The 23,419-nt window shown below is 66.0% G+C and carries 20 protein-coding genes; 5 read left to right on the plus strand and 15 right to left on the minus strand.

Annotated features, from left to right (window positions below):
• Nucleotides 1-17 precede the first annotated feature (17 nt).
• Nucleotides 18-1,292 carry an acyl-CoA dehydrogenase family protein gene (locus ACQR2C_RS28530; RefSeq protein ID WP_434882598.1) on the minus strand — a complete coding sequence of 425 codons (1,275 nt, stop codon included), beginning with the start codon at nucleotides 1,290-1,292 and terminating at the stop codon, nucleotides 18-20.
• Nucleotides 1,293-1,458: 166 nt separating this feature from the next.
• Between ACQR2C_RS28530 and ACQR2C_RS28535 the strand changes: the two genes are divergently transcribed.
• A complete protein-coding gene (locus ACQR2C_RS28535) occupies nucleotides 1,459-2,238 on the plus strand; it encodes an enoyl-CoA hydratase-related protein (RefSeq protein WP_316218527.1) in 780 nt (259 codons plus the stop codon).
• A 233-nt stretch (nucleotides 2,239-2,471) separates the two neighbouring features.
• Here the strand turns inward: ACQR2C_RS28535 and ACQR2C_RS28540 are convergent, their stop codons facing one another.
• The 3 genes from ACQR2C_RS28540 to ACQR2C_RS28550 are packed head-to-tail and all read right to left on the minus strand — an operon-like array spanning nucleotide 2,472 to nucleotide 4,629.
• Nucleotides 2,472-2,849 (minus strand): DUF6285 domain-containing protein, encoded by a 378-nt coding sequence (locus tag ACQR2C_RS28540; protein ID WP_315801304.1) that lies wholly within the window; start codon nucleotides 2,847-2,849, stop codon nucleotides 2,472-2,474.
• On the minus strand, nucleotides 2,849-3,838 hold the full coding sequence (locus ACQR2C_RS28545; RefSeq protein WP_315801305.1) for a phosphotransferase family protein: 990 nt from the start codon (nucleotides 3,836-3,838) through the stop codon (nucleotides 2,849-2,851). Before ACQR2C_RS28545 ends, ACQR2C_RS28540 begins: the two co-directional genes overlap by 1 nt.
• Complete coding sequence (locus ACQR2C_RS28550) at nucleotides 3,835-4,629, minus strand: enoyl-CoA hydratase/isomerase (protein WP_315801306.1); 795 nt, start codon at nucleotides 4,627-4,629, stop codon at nucleotides 3,835-3,837. The genes ACQR2C_RS28545 and ACQR2C_RS28550 overlap by 4 nt, the downstream gene beginning before the upstream one ends.
• Before the next feature lie 178 nt (nucleotides 4,630-4,807).
• On the opposite strand from ACQR2C_RS28550, the gene ACQR2C_RS28555 reads away from it, so the two are divergent.
• Nucleotides 4,808-5,587 carry an SDR family NAD(P)-dependent oxidoreductase gene (locus tag ACQR2C_RS28555; RefSeq protein ID WP_434882599.1) on the plus strand — a complete coding sequence of 260 codons (780 nt, stop codon included), beginning with the start codon at nucleotides 4,808-4,810 and terminating at the stop codon, nucleotides 5,585-5,587.
• Between the two features lie 168 nt (nucleotides 5,588-5,755).
• A complete protein-coding gene (locus ACQR2C_RS28560) occupies nucleotides 5,756-6,589 on the plus strand; it encodes an alpha/beta hydrolase (protein WP_434882600.1) in 834 nt (277 codons plus the stop codon).
• A gap of 69 nt (nucleotides 6,590-6,658) precedes the next feature.
• On the opposite strand, the gene ACQR2C_RS28565 is transcribed toward ACQR2C_RS28560, so the two are convergent.
• Nucleotides 6,659-6,949: a hypothetical protein gene (locus tag ACQR2C_RS28565; protein ID WP_315801309.1), complete on the minus strand. Its 291-nt coding sequence runs from the start codon at nucleotides 6,947-6,949 to the stop codon at nucleotides 6,659-6,661.
• Between the two features lie 181 nt (nucleotides 6,950-7,130).
• On the opposite strand from ACQR2C_RS28565, the gene ACQR2C_RS28570 reads away from it, so the two are divergent.
• Nucleotides 7,131-7,742, plus strand: a complete 612-nt coding sequence (locus ACQR2C_RS28570) for a flavin reductase family protein (protein ID WP_434882601.1) — start codon at nucleotides 7,131-7,133, stop codon at nucleotides 7,740-7,742.
• A gap of 20 nt (nucleotides 7,743-7,762) precedes the next feature.
• Here ACQR2C_RS28570 and ACQR2C_RS28575 read toward each other — a convergent pair whose 3' ends face one another.
• The 3 genes from ACQR2C_RS28575 to yghU form a co-directional block, all read right to left on the minus strand.
• Nucleotides 7,763-8,092: a cytochrome c gene (locus tag ACQR2C_RS28575; RefSeq protein ID WP_434882602.1), complete on the minus strand. Its 330-nt coding sequence runs from the start codon at nucleotides 8,090-8,092 to the stop codon at nucleotides 7,763-7,765.
• Between the two features lie 5 nt (nucleotides 8,093-8,097).
• Nucleotides 8,098-9,297: a molybdopterin-dependent oxidoreductase gene (locus tag ACQR2C_RS28580; RefSeq protein WP_434882603.1), complete on the minus strand. Its 1,200-nt coding sequence runs from the start codon at nucleotides 9,295-9,297 to the stop codon at nucleotides 8,098-8,100.
• A 529-nt stretch (nucleotides 9,298-9,826) separates the two neighbouring features.
• The gene (gene yghU / locus ACQR2C_RS28585) at nucleotides 9,827-10,702 is read right to left on the minus strand and encodes a glutathione-dependent disulfide-bond oxidoreductase (protein WP_316183439.1); all 876 of its coding nucleotides are present in this window, start codon (nucleotides 10,700-10,702) and stop codon (nucleotides 9,827-9,829) included.
• Nucleotides 10,703-10,881: 179 nt separating this feature from the next.
• Here yghU and ACQR2C_RS28590 point away from each other — a divergent pair, with 179 nt between their 5' ends.
• Nucleotides 10,882-12,393, plus strand: a complete 1,512-nt coding sequence (locus ACQR2C_RS28590; protein WP_316183440.1) for an acetyl-CoA acetyltransferase — start codon at nucleotides 10,882-10,884, stop codon at nucleotides 12,391-12,393.
• Nucleotides 12,394-12,420: 27 nt separating this feature from the next.
• Here ACQR2C_RS28590 and ACQR2C_RS28595 read toward each other — a convergent pair whose 3' ends face one another.
• The 7 genes from ACQR2C_RS28595 to ACQR2C_RS28625 form a co-directional block, all read right to left on the minus strand.
• Nucleotides 12,421-12,759: a hypothetical protein gene (locus ACQR2C_RS28595; protein WP_434882604.1), complete on the minus strand. Its 339-nt coding sequence runs from the start codon at nucleotides 12,757-12,759 to the stop codon at nucleotides 12,421-12,423.
• A 112-nt stretch (nucleotides 12,760-12,871) separates the two neighbouring features.
• Nucleotides 12,872-13,960, minus strand: a complete 1,089-nt coding sequence (locus ACQR2C_RS28600; RefSeq protein WP_434882605.1) for a tetratricopeptide repeat protein — start codon at nucleotides 13,958-13,960, stop codon at nucleotides 12,872-12,874.
• A 39-nt stretch (nucleotides 13,961-13,999) separates the two neighbouring features.
• A complete protein-coding gene (locus tag ACQR2C_RS28605; protein ID WP_434882606.1) occupies nucleotides 14,000-14,965 on the minus strand; it encodes an MBL fold metallo-hydrolase in 966 nt (321 codons plus the stop codon).
• Nucleotides 14,966-15,311: 346 nt separating this feature from the next.
• Entirely contained in the window at nucleotides 15,312-17,003 is a 1,692-nt protein-coding gene (locus ACQR2C_RS28610; protein WP_434882607.1) for a methyl-accepting chemotaxis protein, read from the minus strand.
• A 493-nt stretch (nucleotides 17,004-17,496) separates the two neighbouring features.
• Complete coding sequence (locus ACQR2C_RS28615) at nucleotides 17,497-19,203, minus strand: methyl-accepting chemotaxis protein (RefSeq protein ID WP_434882608.1); 1,707 nt, start codon at nucleotides 19,201-19,203, stop codon at nucleotides 17,497-17,499.
• 317 nt (nucleotides 19,204-19,520) lie between these two features.
• Nucleotides 19,521-21,119, minus strand: a complete 1,599-nt coding sequence (locus ACQR2C_RS28620) for an ABC transporter substrate-binding protein (RefSeq protein ID WP_434882609.1) — start codon at nucleotides 21,117-21,119, stop codon at nucleotides 19,521-19,523.
• 69 nt (nucleotides 21,120-21,188) lie between these two features.
• Entirely contained in the window at nucleotides 21,189-22,892 is a 1,704-nt protein-coding gene (locus tag ACQR2C_RS28625; RefSeq protein WP_434882610.1) for a methyl-accepting chemotaxis protein, read from the minus strand.
• Between the last annotated feature and the right edge of the window lie 527 nt (nucleotides 22,893-23,419).

Below are 23,419 nucleotides of genomic sequence, written 5' to 3' on the forward strand. Positions count from 1 at the left end.
CGCGGATCAATCCCGCCTCACCGCTTGTTCGCCCCCATATAGCCAAACAGGAACCCCGCCACCTTGCGCATCTGGATCTCCTCGCTGCCCTCGGTGATGCGATAGCGGCGGTGGTGGCGGTAGATGTGCTCGAACGGCTTGTGGCGCGAATAGCCCATGCCGCCATGCACCTGGATGGCGCGGTCGGCGGCCTCGCAGCACAGCCGGTTAGCCCAGTAGTTGCACATCGACACCTTGTCGGAGAGCGTGTGCTCGACCTGCGCCTGGGTGAGCTGGTCCATCTCCCACGCGGTCTTGCGGATCAGCAGCCGCAGCATCTCGGCCTGGGTCGCCAGCTCCACCAGCGGCCACTGGATTGCCTGGTTCTCGGCCAGCGCCTTGCCGAACGGCTTGCGCTCACGCGCGTAATTCACGCTCTCGTTGATACAGTAGACGGCCGCACCGAGCGAGCTCGCCGCCTGGCGGATGCGGTTCTCGTGCACGAAGCATTGGGCCAGCGACAGCCCGCGCCCGACCTCGCCGAACAGCGCGTCCTCCGGCACGAACACGTCGGTGAAGCTGACGCGCGGATGGTCGGTCGGCATGTTGAAGGTCCAGAGATATTCCTCGACCTTCACACCCTCGGTCTTGGCCGGCACCAGGAAGCAGGTGATGCCGCGCGCATCGCCGTCATTGCCCGAGGTGCGCGCAAACAATGCGCAATGCGTGGCGACGTGCATGCCCGTGGTCCACATCTTCTCGCCGTTGATCAGCCAGCCCTTGACGTTGTCGCGGGTCGCCGGCACCGCCTTCGTCTCCATGTGGGTCGCGTCCGAGCCGTGATGCGGCTCGGTCAGGCCGAAGGTGATGCGGTACTTGCCGGTGATCGAGCCGTCGATCATCGCCTTCTGGTCGTCACGGCCGTAGCGGTCGAGCATGGTCACGATTGGCAGATTGCCGACGATCGAATGCTCGTTCTGCAGGTCGTTGTGCAGGCCGAGGCCCTTCGACGCGAAATGCTCGCGGATCACCGCCATCCAGAGGTTCGAGCCGTCCTTGCCGCCATAGCGTTTCGGGATCGCGAAGCGCAGATGGCCGGCCGCGTCGGCGCGGTCCTTGGCCTTGCGCAGCAGCTGCTCCCAGTCATGCCGCGGCAGGCCGCCATTCTCGAAATCGGTGCGCGCCCATTCGCGGCGATGATCGAAGAAGCGGATGTTGTCGTCCGCCTGCTCCAGCGGCTTGATCTCGGCGGCGATGAAGCGGTCGAGCTCGTCGAGATAGGCGATCAGTTCCTTGGGCAAGGAAAAATCCATGGCGCGTCTCCCTGTGCGTGTCGTTGTTGTTCTTGATCTTGGTCAGGCCAGCCCGCCGCCGCGTGCTTGTGGCGCGCAGCGCGGTTGCGTATTTGGATGACCGCGCACGCGGCGCAGGCGCTAAGCTCGCGCACGGCAGCCAATCAGAAACCAGGAGGAACGGTCGATGGAGCTGAAATTCTCGAAGGTCACGCGCAAGGGGCCGATCACAATCGTCACCCTTGCCCGTCCCGAGGTCTACAACGCGCTGCATACCGACGCACATTACGAGCTGGAGGCGGTGTTCGACGGGTTCGCTGCCGATCCCGAGCAATGGGTTGCGATTGTCACCGGCGAGGGTGACAAGGCGTTCTGCGCCGGCAACGACCTGAAATGGCAGGCGGCCGGCGGCAAGCGCGGCTGGGGCCGAAGCGGCTTCGGCGGACTGACGTCGCGCTTCGATTGCGACAAGCCGCTGATCGCCGCCGTCAACGGTGTCGCCATGGGCGGCGGTTTCGAAATCGCGCTGGCCTGCGACCTGATCATCGCCTCTGAGAATGCCACCTTCGCCTTGCCCGAGCCGCGCGTCGGTCTCGCCGCACTCGCTGGCGGCCTGCAGCGGCTGCCGCGCCAGATCGGCATGAAGCGCGCGATGGGCATGATCCTCACGGGCCGCCATGTCGGCGCGCGCGAGGGCCACGAGCTCGGCTTCGTCAACGAGGTGGTGCCGCAGGGCGAGGCGCTGGCGGCCGCCGAGCGCTGGGCCGAGACCATTGCCAGGAACTCGCCGATGTCGATCCGCGCCTCCAAGCAGGCGATCGAGAAGGGCTTGGCGGTGTCGCTGGAGCAGGCGATCACCGAGCAGCGCGACTATCCGGCGGTGCAGGCGATGATTCATTCGCAGGACTACATCGAGGGACCGAAGGCGTTTTCGGAGAAGCGGCCGCCCAAGTGGCTGGGGCGGTAGAGCCTCACCGAGCTCGTCATTCCGGCGCGCGCGCAGCGCGAGCCCGGAATCCATAACCACGATCGTGCCTATGGATTCCGGGCTCGCGACTGCGTCGCGCGCCGGAATGACAGCGCGGGTCTGCCTCCACTCCGTCATGGCCGGGCTTGACCCGGCCATCCACGTCCCGCGGCAGATTCGTGAGAGGATGGATGCCCGGGTCAAGCCCGGCCATGACGACGGAGAGTTACACGTCATTCGTGCCTCCCCGCCTCGCGCTTGTAGGATGCGTAGTTCGGCTGATCGACGGCGAGCTTGTCGAGCGTGGTCTGCCAGAGATGCTCCTTCAGACCCGGCGTCGCGAGATCGACAGCACCGCTCGCAATCTGCTCCGCCAGCGCGCGATTGAGGTCGAGCAAGGCACCGTCCTGTCCCAGCAAATCCTTCAAACGCGCATGCTCTGCAGCCTCCGCGGGCGCTGCCTGTGTCAATTGCCGCACGACCAGATCGAGCGCGTTGATGCCGACGCGCAGCTTGAACGCCTGATGTCCCGAGATCAGCGGGGCTACATCGTTGCGCAGAAAATCGGCCACCGCCTGTACCAGCTCGGTCGGAGTCGGTTCGTCCTGCATCAGCCCTCTCCCCGCGGCGCCAGCAGCCGCAGCAGATCGATCTCTGTCTCCGACGCGCGGCGGCCGATCATGGCGCGTTCCATCGAGTGGTCGGGACCCAAGCGAAACCGCTGCATCATGCCGCAACACATCACGCCCCAGCGCAATGTGCCCATGACCTCCCAGAACTTCACCCTGCCGGCATCGACCTTGCGGCCAGCGGCCTCGTAGCCCGCGTACAGCTCCTCGCGCGAGCCGAATCCACCGACGGGCTTGTCGATCTCGCCGAAGCGCCAGGAGTTGACGCAGATCCAGCCGAGATCCTCCATGGGATCGCCGAGATGGGCGAGCTCCCAGTCGAGCACGGCGCGCACGCCGTCGGGGCCGATGATGAGATTGCCGTTGCGGAAATCGCCGTGCACCAGCGTGACCTCCGCCGAGGGGCCGGGATCATTGTGCGACAGCCAGCGCAACGCGAGATCGAACACCGGGCGCGGCCAGTCGAAGCTTTGATATTCGCGCGCAAGCTCCGCGATCTCCCTGACCGCGTTCATCTCGCGCAACGCCGGCAGTGCCTCGCGCCGAATGCCGTGGATGCCGGCGGCGATGCCGCCGAGCTGGCGCGCGAGACGGGGGCGCGCCTCGGCAAACTCGGCATCGCGCAGGATCTTGCGCGCGATGGTTTCGCCCTCGACGCGGCGCATGATGAAGCCGGCGCCGAGATCGTCCTCCGGCGTCAGCAGGTGCAGCACCTCGGGCGACGGCACCCCGGCGGCACGCGCCAGCCGCATCAGCGCCGCCTCGTTGTCGAGCCCGGCGGCGCGGCCAGGCGCGGCGCCATAGCCCTTCGGCGAGCGGCGCAAGATCGCACCGACATCGCCCGCGGGATGGACGATGTCGAAGCGCCACGTCTCCTGGCTGGCGCCGCCGGAGAGCTTTGCGGCGCCGTGCACGCCGGTCGCCCCCGGCATGAACGAGGCGACGCAGCGGGACAGCTCGGCCTCGATCATTGGCCCTTGAACTTGGCCGGCCGCTTCTCGAGGAACGCGGTGACGCCTTCCTTGAAATCCGACGTGCTGCCGGCGACGCGCTGCGCCTGGAATTCAGCGTTGAGCTGGTCCTCGAACGAGTTCTCGGGACTGTCCCAATACAGCTTGCGGATCTGAGACAATGCGACCGTCGGGCCATTGGCGAGCTCATGCGCGAGCTTCATCGTTTCCTCCTTCAGCGCCGCATCGTCATAGACGCGATTGACGAGCCCCCATTGCAGTGCCGTCTCGGCCGGCAGCTTCTCGCCGAGCAGCGACAGCTCGATCGCGCGCGCCTTGCCGACAAGGCGCGGCAGCAGCCAGGTCGAGCCGCAATCGGGAACGAGGCCGATGCGGCGGAAGGCTTGCAGGAAGTAGGCGGACTTGGCGCACAGGATCATGTCGCCCATCAGCGCGAAGCTCATGCCGGCGCCCGCGGCCGGGCCGTTGACCGACGTCACGATCGGGCAATGCAGGTTGCGCAGGCGGCGCAGGAACGGATGGAAGGCGGTCTCGAGCGCGGCGCCGGCATTGCTGCGGCCGGGCTTGGCCTGCGTGTTGCGGCCCTGCAGATTGGCACCGGTGCAGAACGCGCGTCCCGCGCCGGTGACGACGAGACAACGCACCTCCGCCTTCTTCTCCTCGATCTCGTCGAGTGCCTCGGCGAGCCCGCCCAGCATGTCGATCGAGACCGCGTTCATCACCTCCTGATGATCGAGCGTGAGGACGGCGACGGGCCCGTCGAAATCGAGCGTGACGTGCTTGAACTGCATGGTTTCCTCTCAAGAGCTTTTCGAGCGCTGCATTCTTTACGGCGGAAATTCGCTGCATCGCCCGGTTCGTGCAGCATATTTGATTTTTGCGCTGCGCTTGTCCATGGTTGGATCATCCCAATAACCGAAGCGGCGCGCAGCGCACTCACATCATCACGGAAACGTCCGAGAGAACCCCATGAGCATGTTCGACCTCACCGGCCGCGTGGCCGTCGTCACCGGCGGCAATGGAGGCATAGGCCTCGGAATCGCCCAGGCACTTGCGTCCAGTGGCTGCAACGTCTCGATCTGGGGCCGCAACGCCGAGAAGAACAAGGCAGCCGCGGCCTCGATGGCGGCTGGTCCCGGCAAGGTCGACACCCGCGTCTGCGACGTGACGAGCCCTGCTTCCGTCAACGACGCGATGCAAGCGACGCTCGACGCCTTCGGCCGCGTCGACGGCTGCTTCGCCAATGCGGGCATCGGCGGCGGCGGCCGCAAGCCTTTCATCGAGCGCAGCGAGGAGGAATGGCGCACGATGTTCGCGACCAATCTCGACGGCGTCTTCCACGCCTTCCAGGCTGCCGCGCGGCACATGACGGCCCGGGCGGAGACCGGTGATGCGTTCGGCCGCCTGGTCGCCACCTCGAGCCTCGCCTCGCTGTTCGGCACCGCGCGCAACGAGCACTATGCCGCGACCAAGGCCGCGATCAACGCGCTGTGCCGCGCGCTCGCGGTCGAGCTCGCACGCCACGGCGTCACCGCGAATGCGATCCTGCCCGGCTGGATCAGGAGCGACATGACCGCGGGCATCATGGGCAATGAGAAGTTCGTCGCCAACGTCATGCCGCGCATCCCGGTGCGCCGCTTCGGCGAGCCGTCGGATTTCGGCGGCATCGCCGTCTACCTCATGAGCAAGGCGTCGTCCTATCACACCGCAGACTGCTTCGTGATCGACGGCGGCTATACCGCCTTCTGACTGGCAGCAGCGACCGGTGGGCCGGTGCGCCGGTCCGCCGAACCCGGATTTGTTCCACATCCGTATTCCAAGATTTCCGAAATTTAATGCTGTCCAGGCTGCCACGGCCTCGTGACCTCGGCGTTGTCCCTCATCACATAACGAGGAGAAGCCGAGGGGAAGGAAGCCATGAAGCGAGGCGTGACGGTTTTGGCCTGTGTGTCTGCCCTGACTGTGGCCGGCTATTTCGCTATTGCGAAGTGGGGCATCCAGCACGAGAGCCGTGAGTTTTTCGATGCCGAGCGGCAGCGGCCGATCACGGTCGACGTGGCCGTGCGCACGGATTACGAGATGAAGGCCAATGCCGGGCTGTGGCGGCTCCCGGTGGCGATCATCAGCAACGGCAACACCGTCAAGAACACCGAGTACTCCTTCCTCGCGAACGTGTTCGCCGCGCGCGGCTATCTCGTCGCCAGCGTTCAGCAGGACCTGCCGAGCGATCCGCCGCTCGTCACCAAGGTCGGCATGCCCTATGTCGGCCGGCTCGACGTCTACAAGAAGGGTGAGGCCAACATCCTGTGCGTGCTCAAGGAGATGAAGAAGCGCCATCCGAATGCCGACTATGAGCATCTGACCCTGGTCGGCCATTCCAACGGTGGCGACACCGCGATGTATTTCGCCAAGGAGCATCCGAACATCGTTTCGCAGGTTGTGACGCTCGACAATCTGCGGGTGCCTTTCGTGATCCGGGACAAGCTGAAGATCCTGTCGTTCCGCTCCGACGATCCGCAGTTCAAGACCGATCCCGGCGTGTTGCCATCGCAGGTCGGCAAGAAGAGCGGCATCGACATCATCAAGACCGAGTTCCAGCACACCTGGATGAGCGATCGCGGTCCCTATACGGCGCGGGAGCGGATCCAGGCGACGCTCGACAAATATCTCGGCGGCGACACCACCAGCGAGCTCGCACCGGCAGACACCGACAATCTGATCGTCACCAACGGCGCAGCGGCCCTGCCCTGATCTGACGATACGTCGGCGGGGCGGCATGCGCATGGCAGCGGCGCAATCGCGCAGCCGCCATCGCAGCCGTCAGTTCTGCGGTTTCTTGGCCGGCGGGCCGTTCTTATTCCCCGGCATTCCCTTGATATTCGACGGATCCTGAGCGCTGACGTCCGGATTATGGCGGTTGATCGTGGACGAGCCGACCGTGCCGCCTGTCGTCTCAGTGCCCGGTCCGTTCTTGTTGCCGGGCGCGCCCTGGATGCCTGCTCCGGAATTCTGCACACTCGGCGGCGGCGTGGTCTGCGGGCTGCCCTGCGCCAGCGCGGACGTAGCCGAGACGGCGAACGCGCAAGCAATCAGACTGATCATTGGTTTCATGGCGCGACCTCCATTTGTAGTTGCTGTGCTGTCCGAACGTGGCGCTGGCGGAGCCGTTCCCGGAAACATGGAGTTTCCCGCGCGAGGACGCCGATGTGCGCACCCTCTGCCCGCTTTATTGGCTTCCGGATCGCGTCACGGCCCACTACGGTCGGGGAACCGACGCACCAGAGGCCCCTACATGGAATACCTCTCCACCGATCTCAGCCCGCGCGAGCGCTACAAGATCTTGACCTCCTTCGTGCTGCCACGGCCGATCGCCTGGGTCACGACCAGGGGCGAGACCGGGGTGGTCAACGCCGCGCCGTTCTCATTCTTCAACGTGATGGGCGAGGACCCGCCGCTCTGCGTGTTCGCGATCAACCTGCGGCCGGACGGCCGGACCAAGGACACCCTGGTCAACATCCGCCGCTCAGGCGAGTTCGTGGTCCACATCACCGACGAGCCCCTGGCGCAGGCGATGCACGAGACCGGCGGCGACTTTCCGCCGGAGATCGGCGAGCCCGATCATCTCGGACTCAAGCTCGCACCCTCGCGCATGATCGGCGTGCCGCGGCTGGCGGACGCACCGTTCGCGATGGAGTGCAGGACCTGGCAGCTCATCGACGTCAACGGCGACCGCGTGCTGGTGCTCGGCGAGGGCCTCGCCTTCCACATCCGCGACGAGTTGTGGGACACCGAGAAGATGCGGGGCGAGATGGAGCTGTTCCACCCCGTGGGGCGCATGTTCGCCGACCGCTATTGCCGCACCGACGACCGCATGGATTTCCCGCCGGCGAAGGGCGCCGGCTGAGCGCTCCCGGCCGGACGCCGTCAGTAGGTCGCGGCCAGATAGCCGACGATCTTGTCGACATCGGCCGCGTCGATCGGGGCACCATAGACCTTGATCATCTTGGTGACCTCGGCCTGCCAGAACTCCTTCTTGTTCTGCATCGGCGGCTGCGTCTTGATGTAGTCGGAGGAGTGGCAGGCCGTGCAGTTGCCCTGGACCACGGCGAGGTCGGGCCCCGGCTTGAAGGCGGCAGTCTCCTGTGGAACCTGGTAGTTGACGGGCGCTGCGGTCAGGGCGATGGGGTTGCCCGCCAAGCAACCAAGTCCAGCGGCCAGCGAGGCGATGAGGAACGACATCCGTTGCATGGTCATCCTCCTCAGGCCGCCGTGACGCGGACGGTTTCGACGACATTGCGCAGATAGCCGGCCGGATTCCAGCGCGGTGTCTCCGGCTGAGTTTCGCCGGAATTGCTCGTGGCCCGCACCTTGAGCTCGTGGGCTCCCACGGCAAGCTTCACCGGCAGCTTCCACTCGCGGAAGGAATATTTCCCGAGATCCCTGCCGAGCTTGGCGTCGGTCCAGCTCTTGCCGCCATCGGTCGAGACCTCGACCTGCTTGATCCCCGTTCCGCCGTCGAATGCGATGCCGCGCAGCACCGCCCTGCCGGCCTTCAGCTTCGCGCCATCGGCCAGGCTGGTGATGAACGAGCGGACCGTGAAGCGGTTGATCGGGATCGTCGCTTTCGGCGTGGTGCCGGGCTCCACGGCGTTGTTCGGCGTGTCCGGAATTCGATAGGCCGATTTCATCCAGAAGCCGTCAAAGACGTTGTCGATGACGGTGATCTCGTTGAGGTGCTTGACCCAGTAGGTGCCGTAGTAGCCGGGTACGATCAGGCGCAGCGGAAAGCCGTTGAGGAACGGCAGATCCTCGCCGTTCATGCCGTAGGCCAGCATCACCTCGCCATTCATGGCGTGATCGAGGTCGAGCGCCTTGACGAAATCCGGCGTCTTGTCGATCACCGGGCCGTCCATGCCGCCGAAGGTGACCTGTCTGGCGCCGGCCTGGACACCCGCCATGTCGAGCACGGTCTTCAGCGGCACGCCCCGCCAGCGCGCATTGCCCATGGCGCCGTTACCAAGCTGGCCGCCTGCAACGCGAGGCTCGAAGAAGCCGCGGCTGTTGCCGGAGCATTGGTTGACGGCGACGATCTCGGTCGCCTTCATCTTGCGGATGTCCTTGAGCGACAGCTTGAGCGGCTTGTCGACCTTCCCCTTGATCGCGAGCGTGAACTTGTCCGGATCGAGATCGTAAGGCAGGCCCGCCAAATGATAGCGGACGAAGAAGGCATTGTTCGGCGTGATCACGCCGTCATTGAACACCCCGAATGGCGTTTCGAGTTGCGGCGGCCGGCTGGTCAGGCCGATCATCGGCCGCTTCTGCGGATACTTCACCAGCGGCCGCTCGCCGTTGGCGAAGGGCAACGTCACCGTCTCCCCGGCCAGCGCACGGGTCGCGCCGAAGCTGCCCAGCAAAGCAGCCATCCCCGCTCCCTTGAGCAGATCACGTCTGTCGATCATGGGTCTCCCTCCGGAGTGGTGGTTCTCGCCAGGGGTCATCACCTCGGGACGAGTTGGTCAGCACACGGCATGCATTGCGGCGCCAGATGATTGTTGCACGATTCTCTCGTGACAAGAAAAGACGTGATGTCAGAGATCAAACCATCGCGATTCATCGCACTGCGGCAAAAATGAAAGACCGCGCGCGGGTGACGGAGTGCGCACGCGAGTCGTGCCGGCGAAAGGGCGGTTCGCGGGTCGTGTCGTCCTTGCGAGCGAAGCAATCCAGAGTCCCGCGTCGACTCTGGATTGCTTCGTCGCTGCGCTCCTCGCAATGACGGGTGTTAGCCCGGGTGCCTGGATCGTGGCGGATTTGTAGCCCGGATGAGCGGCTGACATCCGTAGAGTGGGCAAAGCGGCGCCATCAGGCGGCGCGTGCCCACCGGCGGTTGATGTGAGGGAGCGCGGTGGGAACGGCGCGTCGCACAGATGTGAACGCCAACAATGATGGGAGGCGCGCCTTTGCCCACCCTACGACACGACGACCGAACTACCCGCCCTGCCCGATCTTGTCCTGCGTCTTGGTGTCGAAATCGCCGGCGTCGTGGCGCTCGTGGAGCTGGCTCTTGGGATCGCCGGAGACGCGGTTGACCATGCGGCCGCGCTTCACCGGGGTGCGCTGCGCGATCTGGTCGGTCCAGCGCTGGACGTGTCTGTAGTCCTGCACCGAGAGGAATTCGCCGCCTTCGTAGAGCAAACCCTTGGCGAGCGCGCCGTACCACGGCCACACAGCGATGTCGGCGATGGTGTAGTCGGGGCCGGCGAGATACTCGCTTTCGGCGAGACGGCGGTCGAGCACGTCGAGCTGGCGCTTGACCTCCATCGCGAAGCGGTCGATGGCATATTCGATCTTGGTCGGCGCATAGGCATAGAAGTGGCCGAAGCCGCCGCCGAGATACGGCGCGGCGCCCATCTGCCAGAACAGCCAGGACAGGCATTCGGCGCGCTTGGCCGGCTCGGTCGGCAGGAAGGCGCCGAACTTCTCGGCCAGATAGACCAGGATCGCGCCGGACTCGAACACGCGGATCGGCTCGGGCCCGCTGCGATCCAGCAGCGCCGGGATCTTGGAATTGGGATTGATGGCGACGAAGCCCGAACCGAACTGATCGCCCTCGCCGATCCGGATCAGCCAGGCATCGTATTCGGCGCCGCTGTGGCCCAGCGCCAGCAGCTCCTCGAGCATCACGGTGACCTTCACGCCGTTCGGCGTTCCCAGAGAATAGAGCTGCAAGGGATGACGGCCGACAGGCAATTCCTTCTCGTGGGTCGGACCTGCGATCGGCCGGTTGATGTTGGCGAAGCGGCCGCCGCTGGCCTTGTTCCAGGTCCAGACCTTGGGCGGCACATAGCTGTTCTGTTCGGACACGGCAGACTCCGGCATGAGCGTCAGGAGCGAGCGTTTTAGGCGCATATGCCGTCGAGCGGAAGCCACACCGCGCGCGGGCGCCATCAGCATTTTCTGCATTGCGCGGTCGAACCTGCGATGACAGAACGGAGACAAGACAACAATGACGGTCCGTCATGGGCCCGCTCCTGGAAACGCCGATGACTGCAACTACCCTGCCCCCCGACCGCATTCCCGTGATCGTCGGCGTGGGCGAGATCGTCGATCGCCCGAAGGACATTCGCGACGGTCTGGAGCCGCTGGCGCTGCTCGAACAGGCGATCCGCCGCGCGGAAAATGACGCGGGCGCCAAGCTCGTCCATGACACCGGCTCGCTCGACGTCGTCAACTTCCTGAGCTGGCGCTACCGCGCCCCCGAGCAGCTTCTCGCGCAGCGGTTGGGCGTCGCGCCGGCGCACTGCCATTATGGTCCGGTCGGCGGCGAGAGCCCGATCCGCTTTCTGCACGAGGCCGCCTTGCGCATCGCGCGCGGCGAATGCGAGGTCGCCGTGGTCTGCGGCGCCGAGGCGCAATCGACCGCGACCAAGGCCGAGCGTGCCGGCATCACTCTGCCGTGGACGCCGTTCGCCCATGATGTCGAGGAGCCGAAACGCGGCGCCGCTTTCCAGAAGCCGCTGGCGGTGAAGCTCGGCGTGTTCCGTCCGGTCTCGGTCTATCCGTTCTACGAGGTAGCGAGCGCGGCAAAATGGGGCCAGACGCCGCGGCAGGCGCTCGCCGAATCCGGCGAGCTGTGGTCGCGCTTTTCGGCGGTCGCCGCCTACAATCCCAACGCCTGGCTGAAGCGGCACTTCGCGCCCGACGAGATCACGACGCCGTCGGCCGACAATCGCCCGATCGCCTGGCCCTACACCAAGCTGATGGTCGCCAATCCCATGGTCAACATGGGCGCGGCGCTGATCCTGACCAGCCTCGCCAAGGCGCGCGCCGCCGGCATCGCCGACAACCGCATGATCTATCCGCTCGGCGGCGCATCGGCGGAGGATCCGCGCGACTATCTCACGCGCGACCAGTTCGCCGAGAGCCATCCGCAGAACGCTGTATTGCGGGCCGCGATGAACATCGCCGGTGGCAGCGGCGCCGCGTTCGACGCCATCGAGCTCTACAGCTGCTTTCCCTGCGTGCCGAAGATGGCACGGCGAACCCTCGGCCTCGGCGCCGACGTCGAGCCCACCGTCACCGGCGGGCTGACCTTCTTCGGCGCGCCGCTCAACACCTACATGACGCATGCCGCCTGCGCGATGGTGCGGCGGCTGCGCGGCGGCGCCAAGCGCGGCCTGCTGTACGGCCAGGGCGGCTTCGTCACCAAGCATCATGCGCTGGTGATCTCGCGCGAGCCGCCGTCGTCCCTGTCACAGGAGGTGAGCGTGCAGGCCGAGGCGGACCGGCACCGCGCCGTCGCGCCGGAGTTCGTCAGCGAGGCCAGCGGCGGCGGCAGGGTCGAGAGCTTCACCGCGCTGTTCGATCGCAACGGCGAGGTCGAGCATGGCGTGGTGATGCTGCGCACCGAGCAGGACGCGCGCACGCTGGCGCGCGTGCCGGCGCAGGACGCAGCCACGCTGGCGCGGCTGATGGATCAGGACAGGTCGCCGGTCGGCTTGCTCGGCACGATCACGATGGCCGCCGATGGCGTGCCGGAGTGGCGGGCGAATTAGTCCGCGTCTGCTCCCGCCGCCGTTGCCTCACACCTCCCGCGCCTCGTGCTGCCAGCGTGCATAGGCCGTATCCCAATCAGGATCGCGCTCCGCCACGAAGCCGAGCGTCCGGCCGCCGCCGAGGTCGCGGAAGCCGATCATGGCGCGCCGGTGCGCGCCGCTTCTGACATAGACGCGCATGCTGGCTTCGTCGGTCCAGACCGTCAGCGTGTGATAGATGCCATTCACCGGACGAAGCTCGACGCGCAGATTTCCGGGAGCGGCGCCCGCCTGGCGGACGGCGCGCAGCGTGTGCCACCAGAACCGCGCCAGCCGAGTGAGGCCGCGGTGCGGGCGGAAGCCGGTGACGGACACGTAGACGCTCATGGCGCGCTCCTGGATCGCACCCCGTCGCGGGGGGAACGGTCGCGCCGGCGGGTGTGAGCACAACGCTGCTCACCGCGTCCTGGATGTCGGCGCGCAGATCACGGTCCGGCGGTCAGCGCCCACTTCGCCTGGGCTTCACGTCGGCAGGGACCGTGCCGGTGGTCTCCGCAGCCGCCGGGGGCGAGCTGTTGTCGCCCGCCAATTGCTGGTCGCGCTTGAGCGCGACGGCCTCATCCCGCCGCGCGGCCGCAACCGCCGATTCCGGATCCAGCTTGAGCGCCTGGTTGAAGTCGGCGAGCGCGCGGTCGTAGCGCCCCTTTTCCAGCCACACCGCGCCGCGGTCGCTGTACGTCGCGGCATCGTTGAAGCCCATGCGCACGGCGTGGTCGAGATCGACGAGGGCCTCGTCCAGATCTCCCTTGCGCTGGAACGCCAGTCCACGATCGTGAAACAGCATCGGGTTGTTCGGATCGAGCCGGATCGCCCGCTCATAATCGCCAAGCGCCCGGTCGAAGCGGCCCATGCGGACCAGATCCCTGGCGCGGTAGCGATAGAGATCGGCATTGCGGGGCGCGAGCCGGATCGCCTCGTCGAGATCGGCGACGGCCCCTTCGACATCGCCCTGGCGGCTGCGGTCCATCGCGCGCTTCACCAGGGATGCGGCGGTCATCGGTTCGGCCGGGACGACCGGCTCTGCGGCTTGCGGCGCAGGCGCCTCCATCGCCGGGGGCTGCACCGGCAGCACGGCTCCGGTCGCATCCTGGACGGCAGGCGCCGGGATGGTCTCACCTGCGACCTTGCGCTGCGGCGCGGATCGGGCCTGCGGCGACGGTGTCACGATCGAGCGCGTCGCCTGCCTGCTCATCCAGTCACCGGCGGAGGGCAACAGCAGAATCTCGAGGCCGATCAGGATCGCGCTGAGCACGGCGGTCGCCGCGGTGAACTGCAGGATGGCGTCCCAGCGCTCGCGGCGGACGCGATCGCGCTCGGCGGCAAGATCGGCGTCGTATTCGGCGCGCAGGCCAGGGTCGCGCAGCACGTTGTAGGCGACGATGATCATCTTGAGCTGATGCTCCGAGGCCGCATCGGCGCCGCCCCGGAGGTCGGGATGGTGCGCCTTGGCGGCTTGGCGGAACGCCCGCTTGATCGTGTCGAGATCGGCCCGCGGCGATACGCCGAGCACCTCGTAATGCGTCTTCATGGTGCGATCCCGTGCCTCTCTACCGAGGCCGGTTCGGGATCACGCGGGGAGCAGGTCGAGCGCATAATGGGCGCCATCGCGGGTGAGCCTGCCAAACGCGGCCCACGGAAAATGAGATCCACAAACCAACATCTTTTCTGCAACGATACGATCGAGCAATCTGCGCCGGCTGACCTCGGCAGCCGGGCCGTCCTGGTCATAGGCGCCGTGCCATTCGGGATGGCGCAGGCACAACGCCGGCACATAGGCGGTGTCGCCCGAGATCATCAGTTGCTCCGCTCCGGAGCTGAGATGAAAGGCGGTGTGCCCCGGCGTATGTCCGGGGACGCTGACGAAGCGGATGCCCGGCACCACCTCGTCCTCGCCCTCGACCGGCAGCACGTTCTTCCACCCCGGGATCACGCTCTGGATGCGGCGCGCCAGCGACTGCCGCCACGGGGGCAGCCGGCTGGTCAGAGATGCGTCGGTCCAGAACTTGTATTCCGCCGCGGCCACGATGATCTCGGCGGTCGGAAACACCGGCGCGTTGGTGTCCTCGCCGAGCAGTCCGAAGATGTGATCGGGATGGAAGTGCGAGATCAGGATGGTGTCGATGTCCTCCGGGCGAATGCCGGCTGCTTTCAGATTGTCCAGCATGCGACCTGAAATGAAGATCGAGTCGGAATTGTAGCCCTGCACCTGGCCGCCGCCCCCGGCGTCGCACAGCACGGTCTTGCCCTTCAGCCGCACCACGAAGGTGGAGATCGGGATCGGAACGAAGGCGGAGCTCAGGCCTGCGGCGCGCAGCGCCTGCTTGACGTCGCTGATGCTGGCGTTGCCGATGAAGCCGGCCTCCTGCGGCTTTTCCCAGATCCCGTCATAGAGGGCGATCACCTCGGCCTCGCCGATCGTGATCCGGCGATAGCCGGGCGCGGGATCCTCAGTGCGGCGGCGCGGCTTGGCGGCAACGACGGCAAGCCCCGCATCGAGACCGAGGGCGGCCGCGGCCGTCGCAGCCGATAGCACCAAGGTCCTGCGCGAAGGGCCGCTCGCAATCACATTGCCTGCCACTAAATGTACCGCTGGTTGAATAAATATCTAACACAAGTTAACCTCTGCACCTTAGCGGGATTATGGCACGACAACGGCCTTTCTGGCCGGGGCGTCAGGTGTGGGGAGTCTGCAACGGTCGGGGAATGATCCGGTCGAGCGGGGCGCCGCCTGACGAACGGCGCAGGCATGTGCGTTCCGCGCCGGCGTGGTTCGCCGGGGCGTCATCGGCTCTGCCCGCGGCTATCGGTAGGGCTGTTCGACTATCGGATGCAACGGCGGCCCATCTCGGCCGCTGTCGCCCGCTTCGTCATGCCGCGGATCAGGCGGCGCGAACCGATTGCAGGAAGCGGCTGACCTCCTGCTTGAGACGCTGGCTATCACCGGAGAGCTGGCGCGCGGCGCTGAGCACCTGCCCCGAGGTGTCGCCGGTCTCGCTGGCGCCGCGCTGGACGTTGGCGATGTTGGCGGACACCTGCTGTGTACCCGCGGCGGCGTGCTGGATGTTGCGCGAGATCTCGGCGGTTGCGGCGCCCTGCTCCTCGACCGCGGCCGCCACCGTCGCGGCGATCTCCGACAGCCGCTCGATCGTCGTCGAGATCTCCCTGATGGCACCGACCGACTCCTGCGTGGCCCCCTGGATGCCGGAAATCTGTTGGCCGATCTCGCCGGTCGCCTTTGCAGTCTGTTCGGCCAGCGCCTTGACCTCGGAGGCGACGACGGCAAAGCCGCGGCCGGCTTCGCCCGCCCGTGCGGCCTCGATCGTGGCATTGAGCGCCAGCAGATTGGTCTGCCCGGCGATCGTGTTGATCAGTTCGACGACGTCGCCAATGCGGGTCGCCGCCTTCGACAGCTCCCCGACGCGATCATTGGTGCGGCGGGCCTGCTCGACCGCATCGGAGGCGATGCGCGCCGACTCCTGCACCTGGCGGCTGATCTCACGGACCGACGAGGTGAGCTCCTCGGTCGCCGAGGCGACGGCCTGAACGTTGGCCGACGCCTCTTCGGAGGCCGCGGCGACGGTGGTGGACAGCTCCTGCCCCCGCACGGCGGTGCTCGACAGCGAATTGGCCGAACTCTCGAGCTCGCTGGAGGCCGAGGACACCGTATTGACGATGTTGCCAATGGCGCCTTCGAAACCGTTGGCGAGCTCCGACATCTCCCGCTTGCGCGAGGCGGCTGCGCGCCGCTCCTGCTCACCGAGCTCCCTGGCGTTGAATCGCACCATCGTCTGCACGGTCTGCAGGTTACGCAGCGCGCGCCCGATCTCGTCGTCGCGCTCGATGCGCATGCGGGTGTCGAGCTTGCCCTGGGTGATGCTTTCCATCGTCTCGTTCAGATGATCGAGCGGCGCCACGATCACGTTCATCGTGCGCAGCCCGACCAGGCCGCACAGCACGACACCAGCGGCGGCAATCGCCACGGCGGTCATTCCGGCGAGCCCGCCCTCCCCGAACGAGATGACGCCAAGCACGAGCAGGAACAGCGTCTGCAATCCGACCAGCGTTCGCAGCCTTGCCGAGATCGTGCCGGCGAACATCGAGAGATGGTCGAACACCGAGCGGCGGCGGACGATGCCGTCGTCGATCTTGTAACCATGCGGCCGCTTTTCGCGGATCGCCGCATAGACCTGCTCGGCCTCTGCGCGCTGGTCGGCGGGCAGCTTGGTGCGCACCGAGGTGTAGCCGACGACTTGGCCGTCTTTGCAGATCGGCGACGCCGTCGCCAGCACCCAGTAATAGTCGCCATTCTTGCGGCGGTTCTTGACCGCGCCGACCCAGGGACGGCCGGCCTTGAGCGTGGTCCAGAGATTGTCGAAGGCTTCAGGCGGCATGTCGGGATGGCGCACGATGTTGTGCGGCTGCCCCATCAGTTCGGCTTCGGTGAAGCCGGCCGCGTCGACAAAATCCTGGTTGAAGAAGGTCAACTTGCCCTTCGTGTCGGTCTTGGACACGATCAGCGTGTCATCCGTGATCGGATACTCGACGTTGGTGACGGGCAAATTCTTACGCATGGCGAGTCTTTCAATCGACGATGTGAGCCATGCCGGCATCGGCATGACTAATTTTGCTGAAAACGATGCGTCGATTGTCGCAGTCGCCGATTAACCTAAGATAAAATGCCGCAACCGGTGAAATACGGGCGCTTGCGCTTATTAGTGGCGGTTGCAATCCCACAAGGCCTGTAGCCGACGTGTCGTCTCGACCCGAGCCAGACAGAACGGCGCAACCATGTTTCCGCCGTTGATGGAGGGGATCTGGATCGAGCGGCGCGAACCGTTTGCAGGAAGCGCGAGAGCGCCAGCATGTTGGTCTGGCCGGCGGTGGTGTTGATCAGCTGGAACGACTTCGCCGATGCGGGTCGCGACCCTCGACAGCTTGCCGAGGCGATCGGTGGTCGAGCGCGCCTGGCCGACTGACTCGCCCGCCATCCGCGCCGACCGGCCCACGAAAAAGGGCGCAGCCTCCCGGCTACGCCCTGGTCTCGTTGGGATCTGTCCGCCGGGATCAGGCGGCGCGCACGGTGTCCAGGAAACGTCCGACCTCGAGCTTGAGTCGGTTGCTGTCGCCGGACAGCATCTGCGCCGCCGAGAGCACCTGGGACGACGCCGAGCCGGTCTCGCTGGCACCGCGCTGCACCTCGGCGATATTGGACGACACCTGCTGCGTGCCGATCGATGCCTGCTGGATGTTGCGCGAGATCTCCTGCGTCGCCGCGCCCTGCTCCTCCACCGCGGCGGCGATGGCCGAGGAAATCTCCGACAGCTTCTCGATGGTGCCGGAGATCTCGCGGATGGCACCAACGGATTCCTGCGTCGCTGTCTGGATGCTGCCGATCTGCTGGCCGATCTCGCCGGTGGCCTTGGCAGTCTGCTCGGCCAGCGCCTTCACCTCGGAGGCGACCACGGCAAAACCACGGCCGGCTTCACCTGCCCTGGCGGCCTCGATGGTCGCATTGAGCGCCAGCAGATTGGTCTGACCGGCGATGGTGTTGATCAGCTCGACGACGTCGCCGATGCGGGTCGCGGCCTTCGACAATTCGCCGACGCGATCATTGGTCCGCCGCGCCTGGTCGACGGCATCGCTGGCCATGCGCGCGGACTCCTGCACCTGCCGGCTGATCTCGGTGACCGAGGAGGCCATCTCCTCGGTGGCGGAAGCGACCGACTGGACGTTGGTCGAGGCTTCCTCGGAGGCGGCGGCGACCGTGGTCGCCAATGTCTGCGAGCGCGCCGCGGTCGAGCTCAGCGACGTGGCGGACGCCTCCAGTTCGGTCGAGGCATGCGACACGGTGCCGACGATCTGCCCGACGGCCTGCTCGAAGCCGTCGGCCATCTGATGCATCTCGGCGCGGCGCTTCTCGGCCATCAGCTTGTCCATCGCGATCTTGGCCTCGGCCTCCTGCTGCGCCTTCTCGGCCAGCATCACCTTGATCTGGTTGACGGCCTGCGCCGTATCGCCGATCTCGTCGCCGCGGCCCTCGCCGGAGATGGCTACCTCCTCTCCCTTTGCCATGCGCTGCAGCACGGCGACCAGCGCGCGCATCGGCTTGGCAATGCCGTACTGGCCGATGACGAAGCCCAGCGCCAGGCCGAGCACGATGCCGACGACCGCGACCGTGATCAGCATCCGCGAGGTCTGCTCATACTGCTGCTCCGCCTCAAGCGCGAGACTTTCGACGCGCGCGTTGAGCCGGTCGGCGACCTGCCTCATCTTGACCTGGAGCTTCTCGGCCGCCGCGCGGCTCTTCATGGCGGCATCACGCATGCGCTCGGTCTGTTCGGTGAGCTGGACATCCTTGCCGGCACCAATGACCCGGAACGTGTCCTCGAGGTCCTTCTCATACTCCGAATAGGCGGTACGAACGTCGGGGAGCATCGCACGCGCCTGGTCGTCATTGGTCTTGGACGCTTCCGCGAAATGTTCTGCGAACAGCTTGCGCTGCTCCTCGACCACCTTCAATGTCGCCTCGCGGTTCTCCGCATGCGGGTCGAGCGCGGCACGAAATTCGGCGCGGTTCAATGCGATCACGTTCTGGTTGGCCCGGGCAGCGTTGAGCGCCCGATTGGCCGCTACCGCCATCTTGCTTGCATCCTCGGCCACCACATGCAGCGCGCCGATGGCAAACCAGCTGATCGTGGCAGCCACGGCGGCCAGCAGCATGACGATGGCGAGGATCTTGGTCAGGACACGAAAGCGCGAAAGCAATGACATCTACAACCTCTAATGAAGGCCGATGATGTCAAACGAAGCCGAGACTACGTCGAGGACGCAATCGAAGACGCTCCTGCATCACCGGTGATGTTGGGTGAACCGAGCTTCACGCGCTTGAATCGAAATAATTCTTAATTTTCTCGACCGTACAATTTCGGATCAAATGATACGCGCGGCCGCCCCAAATGGTATTTGCGACCGCACCGCTCTCCCTGTCGCGGAGACCGCGGTAATGGGGAGCCGCTGTGAGCGCTCGGCCGCCGACGCCTCGGAGGCGCCGGCAAGCTGCTTCATCTCACGCTCCGCCGCGCCGCGGATCATTCCAGCTCGATCGGCTGATAGGCACCGGTCTCGTCGAGCGCGGTGCCCCAGATCTTGTGCGAGGCCTGATGTTCGGCGGGGCCGAAGTTGAGCGAGGCGCCAAGACCCAGATCGATGTTGCGCATCGACTCCAGCGTATCGATCAGCCGCTCGGTATCGAGCTGCGGACCGGCCTGCTTCAGGGCTTGAACCAGGATGCTTGCCTCGATGTAACCCTCGAGCGAGGTGTAGTCCGGCGGCTCGCCGGGGAAATGCTTCGCCAGCGCGGCCTTGTAGTCGAGCACCACGCTCGAATAGCCGGAGACGGCGGGAACGGTCTGGGTCACGACCACCCCGGCTGCGTAGCGTGGGCCGAGCAGCATGAGCTCGTTGGCAAGCGCCGATGCACCGACCGCCGACACGTTGACGAAGAGGACGCCGGGCAGCGCGTCGCGCGCCTTCTCGATGAACTTGGCGGCCGCGCGCGAGGTCGCGACCATGATGACCGCACGGACCGGCACCTTCTGGGTCTTGAGCTGATTGATCGCGGGCTCCACATCCACGGTGTTGCGGGTGTAGTTGACGCGCAGGATCGCCGCGTCGTTGAGGCCGAGGACGCGAAACGCCTTCGCAACGCCGGCAAAGCCTGCATCGCCGAACGAATCGTCCTGCGCGAACAGCGCAATCTGTCGTGGGGGCACGCGGCGCAGCTTGACCAGGTAATGCACCAGCGCATCGGCCTCTTCCGAATAGCTCGGACGATAGTTGAAGACGTAGCGGTCCGGCGGATCATGACGCGAGACGTTCGCGCCGGTGTAGGGGCTGAAGAACAGCATCCTACGCTCCAGCGAATATGGAATTGCGACGGCCGCCGTCGCGGTCCCGAAACTGCCGACGAAGCCGAATACGCGCTCCTTCTCGTAGAGCTGCTTCATGGCATCAAGCGTGCGGTTCGGATCATAGCCGTCATCGGCCACGGCGAGCCTGAGCATTCGGCCATTGACCCCGCCGGCTTCGTTGGCGCGGTTGAATGCGGCTTCGATGCCCACCTTGAGCAGGCGGCCCGACTCCTTGTTCGCGCCCGACAGCGGCAAGACGCTGCCGAACGTGATGTCGCGCTCCGTGATGCCGCGAACCGCCGAAGCAGCCACGGCACTCGTTGCCCCCGTCGCAGCGACGGAGAGCGTCGGGTCCCGCAGCGCGCCGGCCGCCGGTGCGCCGATCGATCGCTCGATGTCGGCGAGCTGAAGCTCGGCCCGCCGGCAGTCCTGGCGGCCGCTCGCCACGGCCGCGCGACCGTCGGCGATGGAGCGGTCGAACTGGCGCGTCAGCTCGTTGCGATCGCCGTCGTTGTTGGACGCCTCGCGGATGACGGCCTGGAACTTGCCGATGATGGCCTGGATCCGCGGCCGAGGGATATCGCTGCAGGCAAGGGCCGCCCCGATGGCGGGACCGATCCTGCCGCCGAGGTCGCGCACGACGGCAAGGTTGTCGCCGGGCGCGGCACCGACCGAGGTCGTGAGCATGAGGGTGAGAATGATCGCCGAGGAAGTCGCGAACGATCGCGTCCGGTTCACCATCTCGTGGCGGGGCCGGAGGTCAAGGAAGGTCATCATGTCGGGATTCGAACTCGTTGAGACACGCTGGTCGGATCGTTGTGAGCTGATGAGATTGCCGCGGGCCTGTCAGGCCGCGCGGACCGTCTCGAGGAAGCGGCTGACCTCGCGCTTGAGGCGGTTGCTGTCTGTCGACAGCCCCTGCGCCGCCTCCAGCACCTGGGTCGAGGCCGAGCCGGTCTCGGTGGCGCCGCGCTGCACGTCGGTGATGTTGACGGAGACCTGCTGCGTGCCGTGCGCCGCCTGCTGCACGTTGCGCGAGATTTCCTTGGTCGCGGCGTTCTGCTCTTCGACCGCTGCGGCAATCGTCGAGGACACCTCCGACAGCCGCTCGATGCTGCCGGAGATCAGCCTGATCGCAGCGACCGATTCCTGCGTCGCGGTCTGGATGCCGGCCACCTGCTGGCCGATCTCGTCGGTCGCCTTGGCGGTCTGCTCCGCCAGCGCCTTGACCTCGGCGGCGACGACGGCAAAGCCCCGCCCCGCCTCGCCGGCCCGCGCCGCCTCGATGGTGGCGTTCAGCGCCAACAGATTGGTCTGCCCGGCAATGCTGTTGATCAGCTCGACCACGTCGCCGATGCGGCTCGCCGCGCGCGACAGCTCGCTCACCCGCTCGTTGGTCTTCTTCGCCTGCTCGACTGCTTCGTTGGCCATGCGCGCCGATTCATGCACCTGGCGGCCGATCTCGGTGACCGAGGACGTCATCTCCTCGGTGGCCGAGGCGACGGATTGCACGTTGGTGGACGCTTCCTCCGACGCGGCCGCCACCGTGGTTGCGAGTTCGCCGGCGCGGACCGCCGTCTTGCTCAGCGTATCCGCCGACACTTCCAGTCTGGACGACGCCGACGAGACCGTCTCGACGATCTCGCCAACGGCGCTTTCGAAGTCGTCGGCCATCTTGTGCATGTCGGCCTTGCGGCGGGCCAGCGCCCGCTGCTCGGCTTCCTTCTGCTCCGCTTCCAGCGCGTGACGTGCGACCGCATTGCTCTTGAACACCTCGACGGCGCCGGCCATCTCGCCGATCTCGTCGCCGCGTCCCACGCCGGGCACCTCGACGTCGAGGCGGCCGCCGGCGAGGCTCTTCATCGCGCTGGTCATGCGATGCAGCGGGCTGGTGATGCCCCGCCCGACGATCGTTGACACGACGAGCAGGACAAGCAGCACGATCCCGGCCGCCATCAGCGACTGCCGCGTCGAGGCCCAGGCCTGCGCCGAGAGGTCATCGATATAGACGCCGGTCCCGACCAGCCAATTCCAGGGGGCGAAGCCGGCGACATGGGTGAGCTTGGGCTGCGGCGTCTCGGAGCCGGGCTTCGGCCAATCATAGTCGACGAAGCCGCGGCCATGCTGGCGGACCACGTCGATCATCTCGATGAACAGCTTCTTGCCGTTCGGATCCTTCATGTCCGCGACGTCCTGCCCGACCAGCTTGGTCGAGATCGGATGCATCAGCATTTTCGCGGTCAGATCCGTGACGAAGAAATACTCGTTGCCGCCATAGCGCAGCTGGGAGGCGCGCTCGAGCGCGCGCTTCTGCGCCTCGGCGACCGAGATCGTCCCCTTTTGCGCGGCCGCATGCTCCTCGGCGAAGATGCCGAGCGCGAGCTCGGTCAGATGCTGCAGCTCGAGCTGCTTCTGCTGCTTGAGGCCTGCGGCGAGCTCGCGGGAATTGAAGGCGGTCAGGCCGATCAGACCGAGGAAGCTCAGACCGATCAGGGCGTAGATCTTGATACCGATGGTGAGCTTGAGGCGATGAGGCATTGCAAACGACATGTCAGTCTCCACGGGCGCAACTCATGCTTGGGGCGCTCGGGGACAGATCACGGCGACGGGCGTGGGCTCGCCCTCGTATGCACGCAAACGGGCCCGCAGCCCACACGTGGAAGCTACGGAACCGAATATTAAGTCTGGTTAAGACGATGTCCGTACGAATACGGAGCAGCGATCGAAAATGATCGTTGCCCGTCCAGATCGGTAACGCGCTCCGGCCTGGCCGTGCGACGCGTCGTCTCATGTGGTGCGACCACGTGAGAGAAGCACCGTTTGCCCGTGGAGCCCGACTGCGCGTTGGCCGCGAATGACCAGACCCTACATGCCGACTCTTAACACAAGTTAAAAACGCAGATTGACTACGCAGGTTAGTTTTGCCGACGTCAATGCAACGCGAACAGAAAAGCCTCAGGCAACGGGGCCGCGGAGTGTCTCTGTTGGGTCAGAAAACGTTGGGTCAGAAAACGCAAAAGGCCGGAGCGTTCGATGCTCCGGCCTTCCAATCCCCTGCGCGACCAGGAGTTGGCCGC

It is taken from the genome of Bradyrhizobium sp. HKCCYLRH3061 (genome assembly GCF_051168015.1).
Taxonomy (GTDB): Bacteria; Pseudomonadota; Alphaproteobacteria; order Rhizobiales; family Xanthobacteraceae; genus Bradyrhizobium.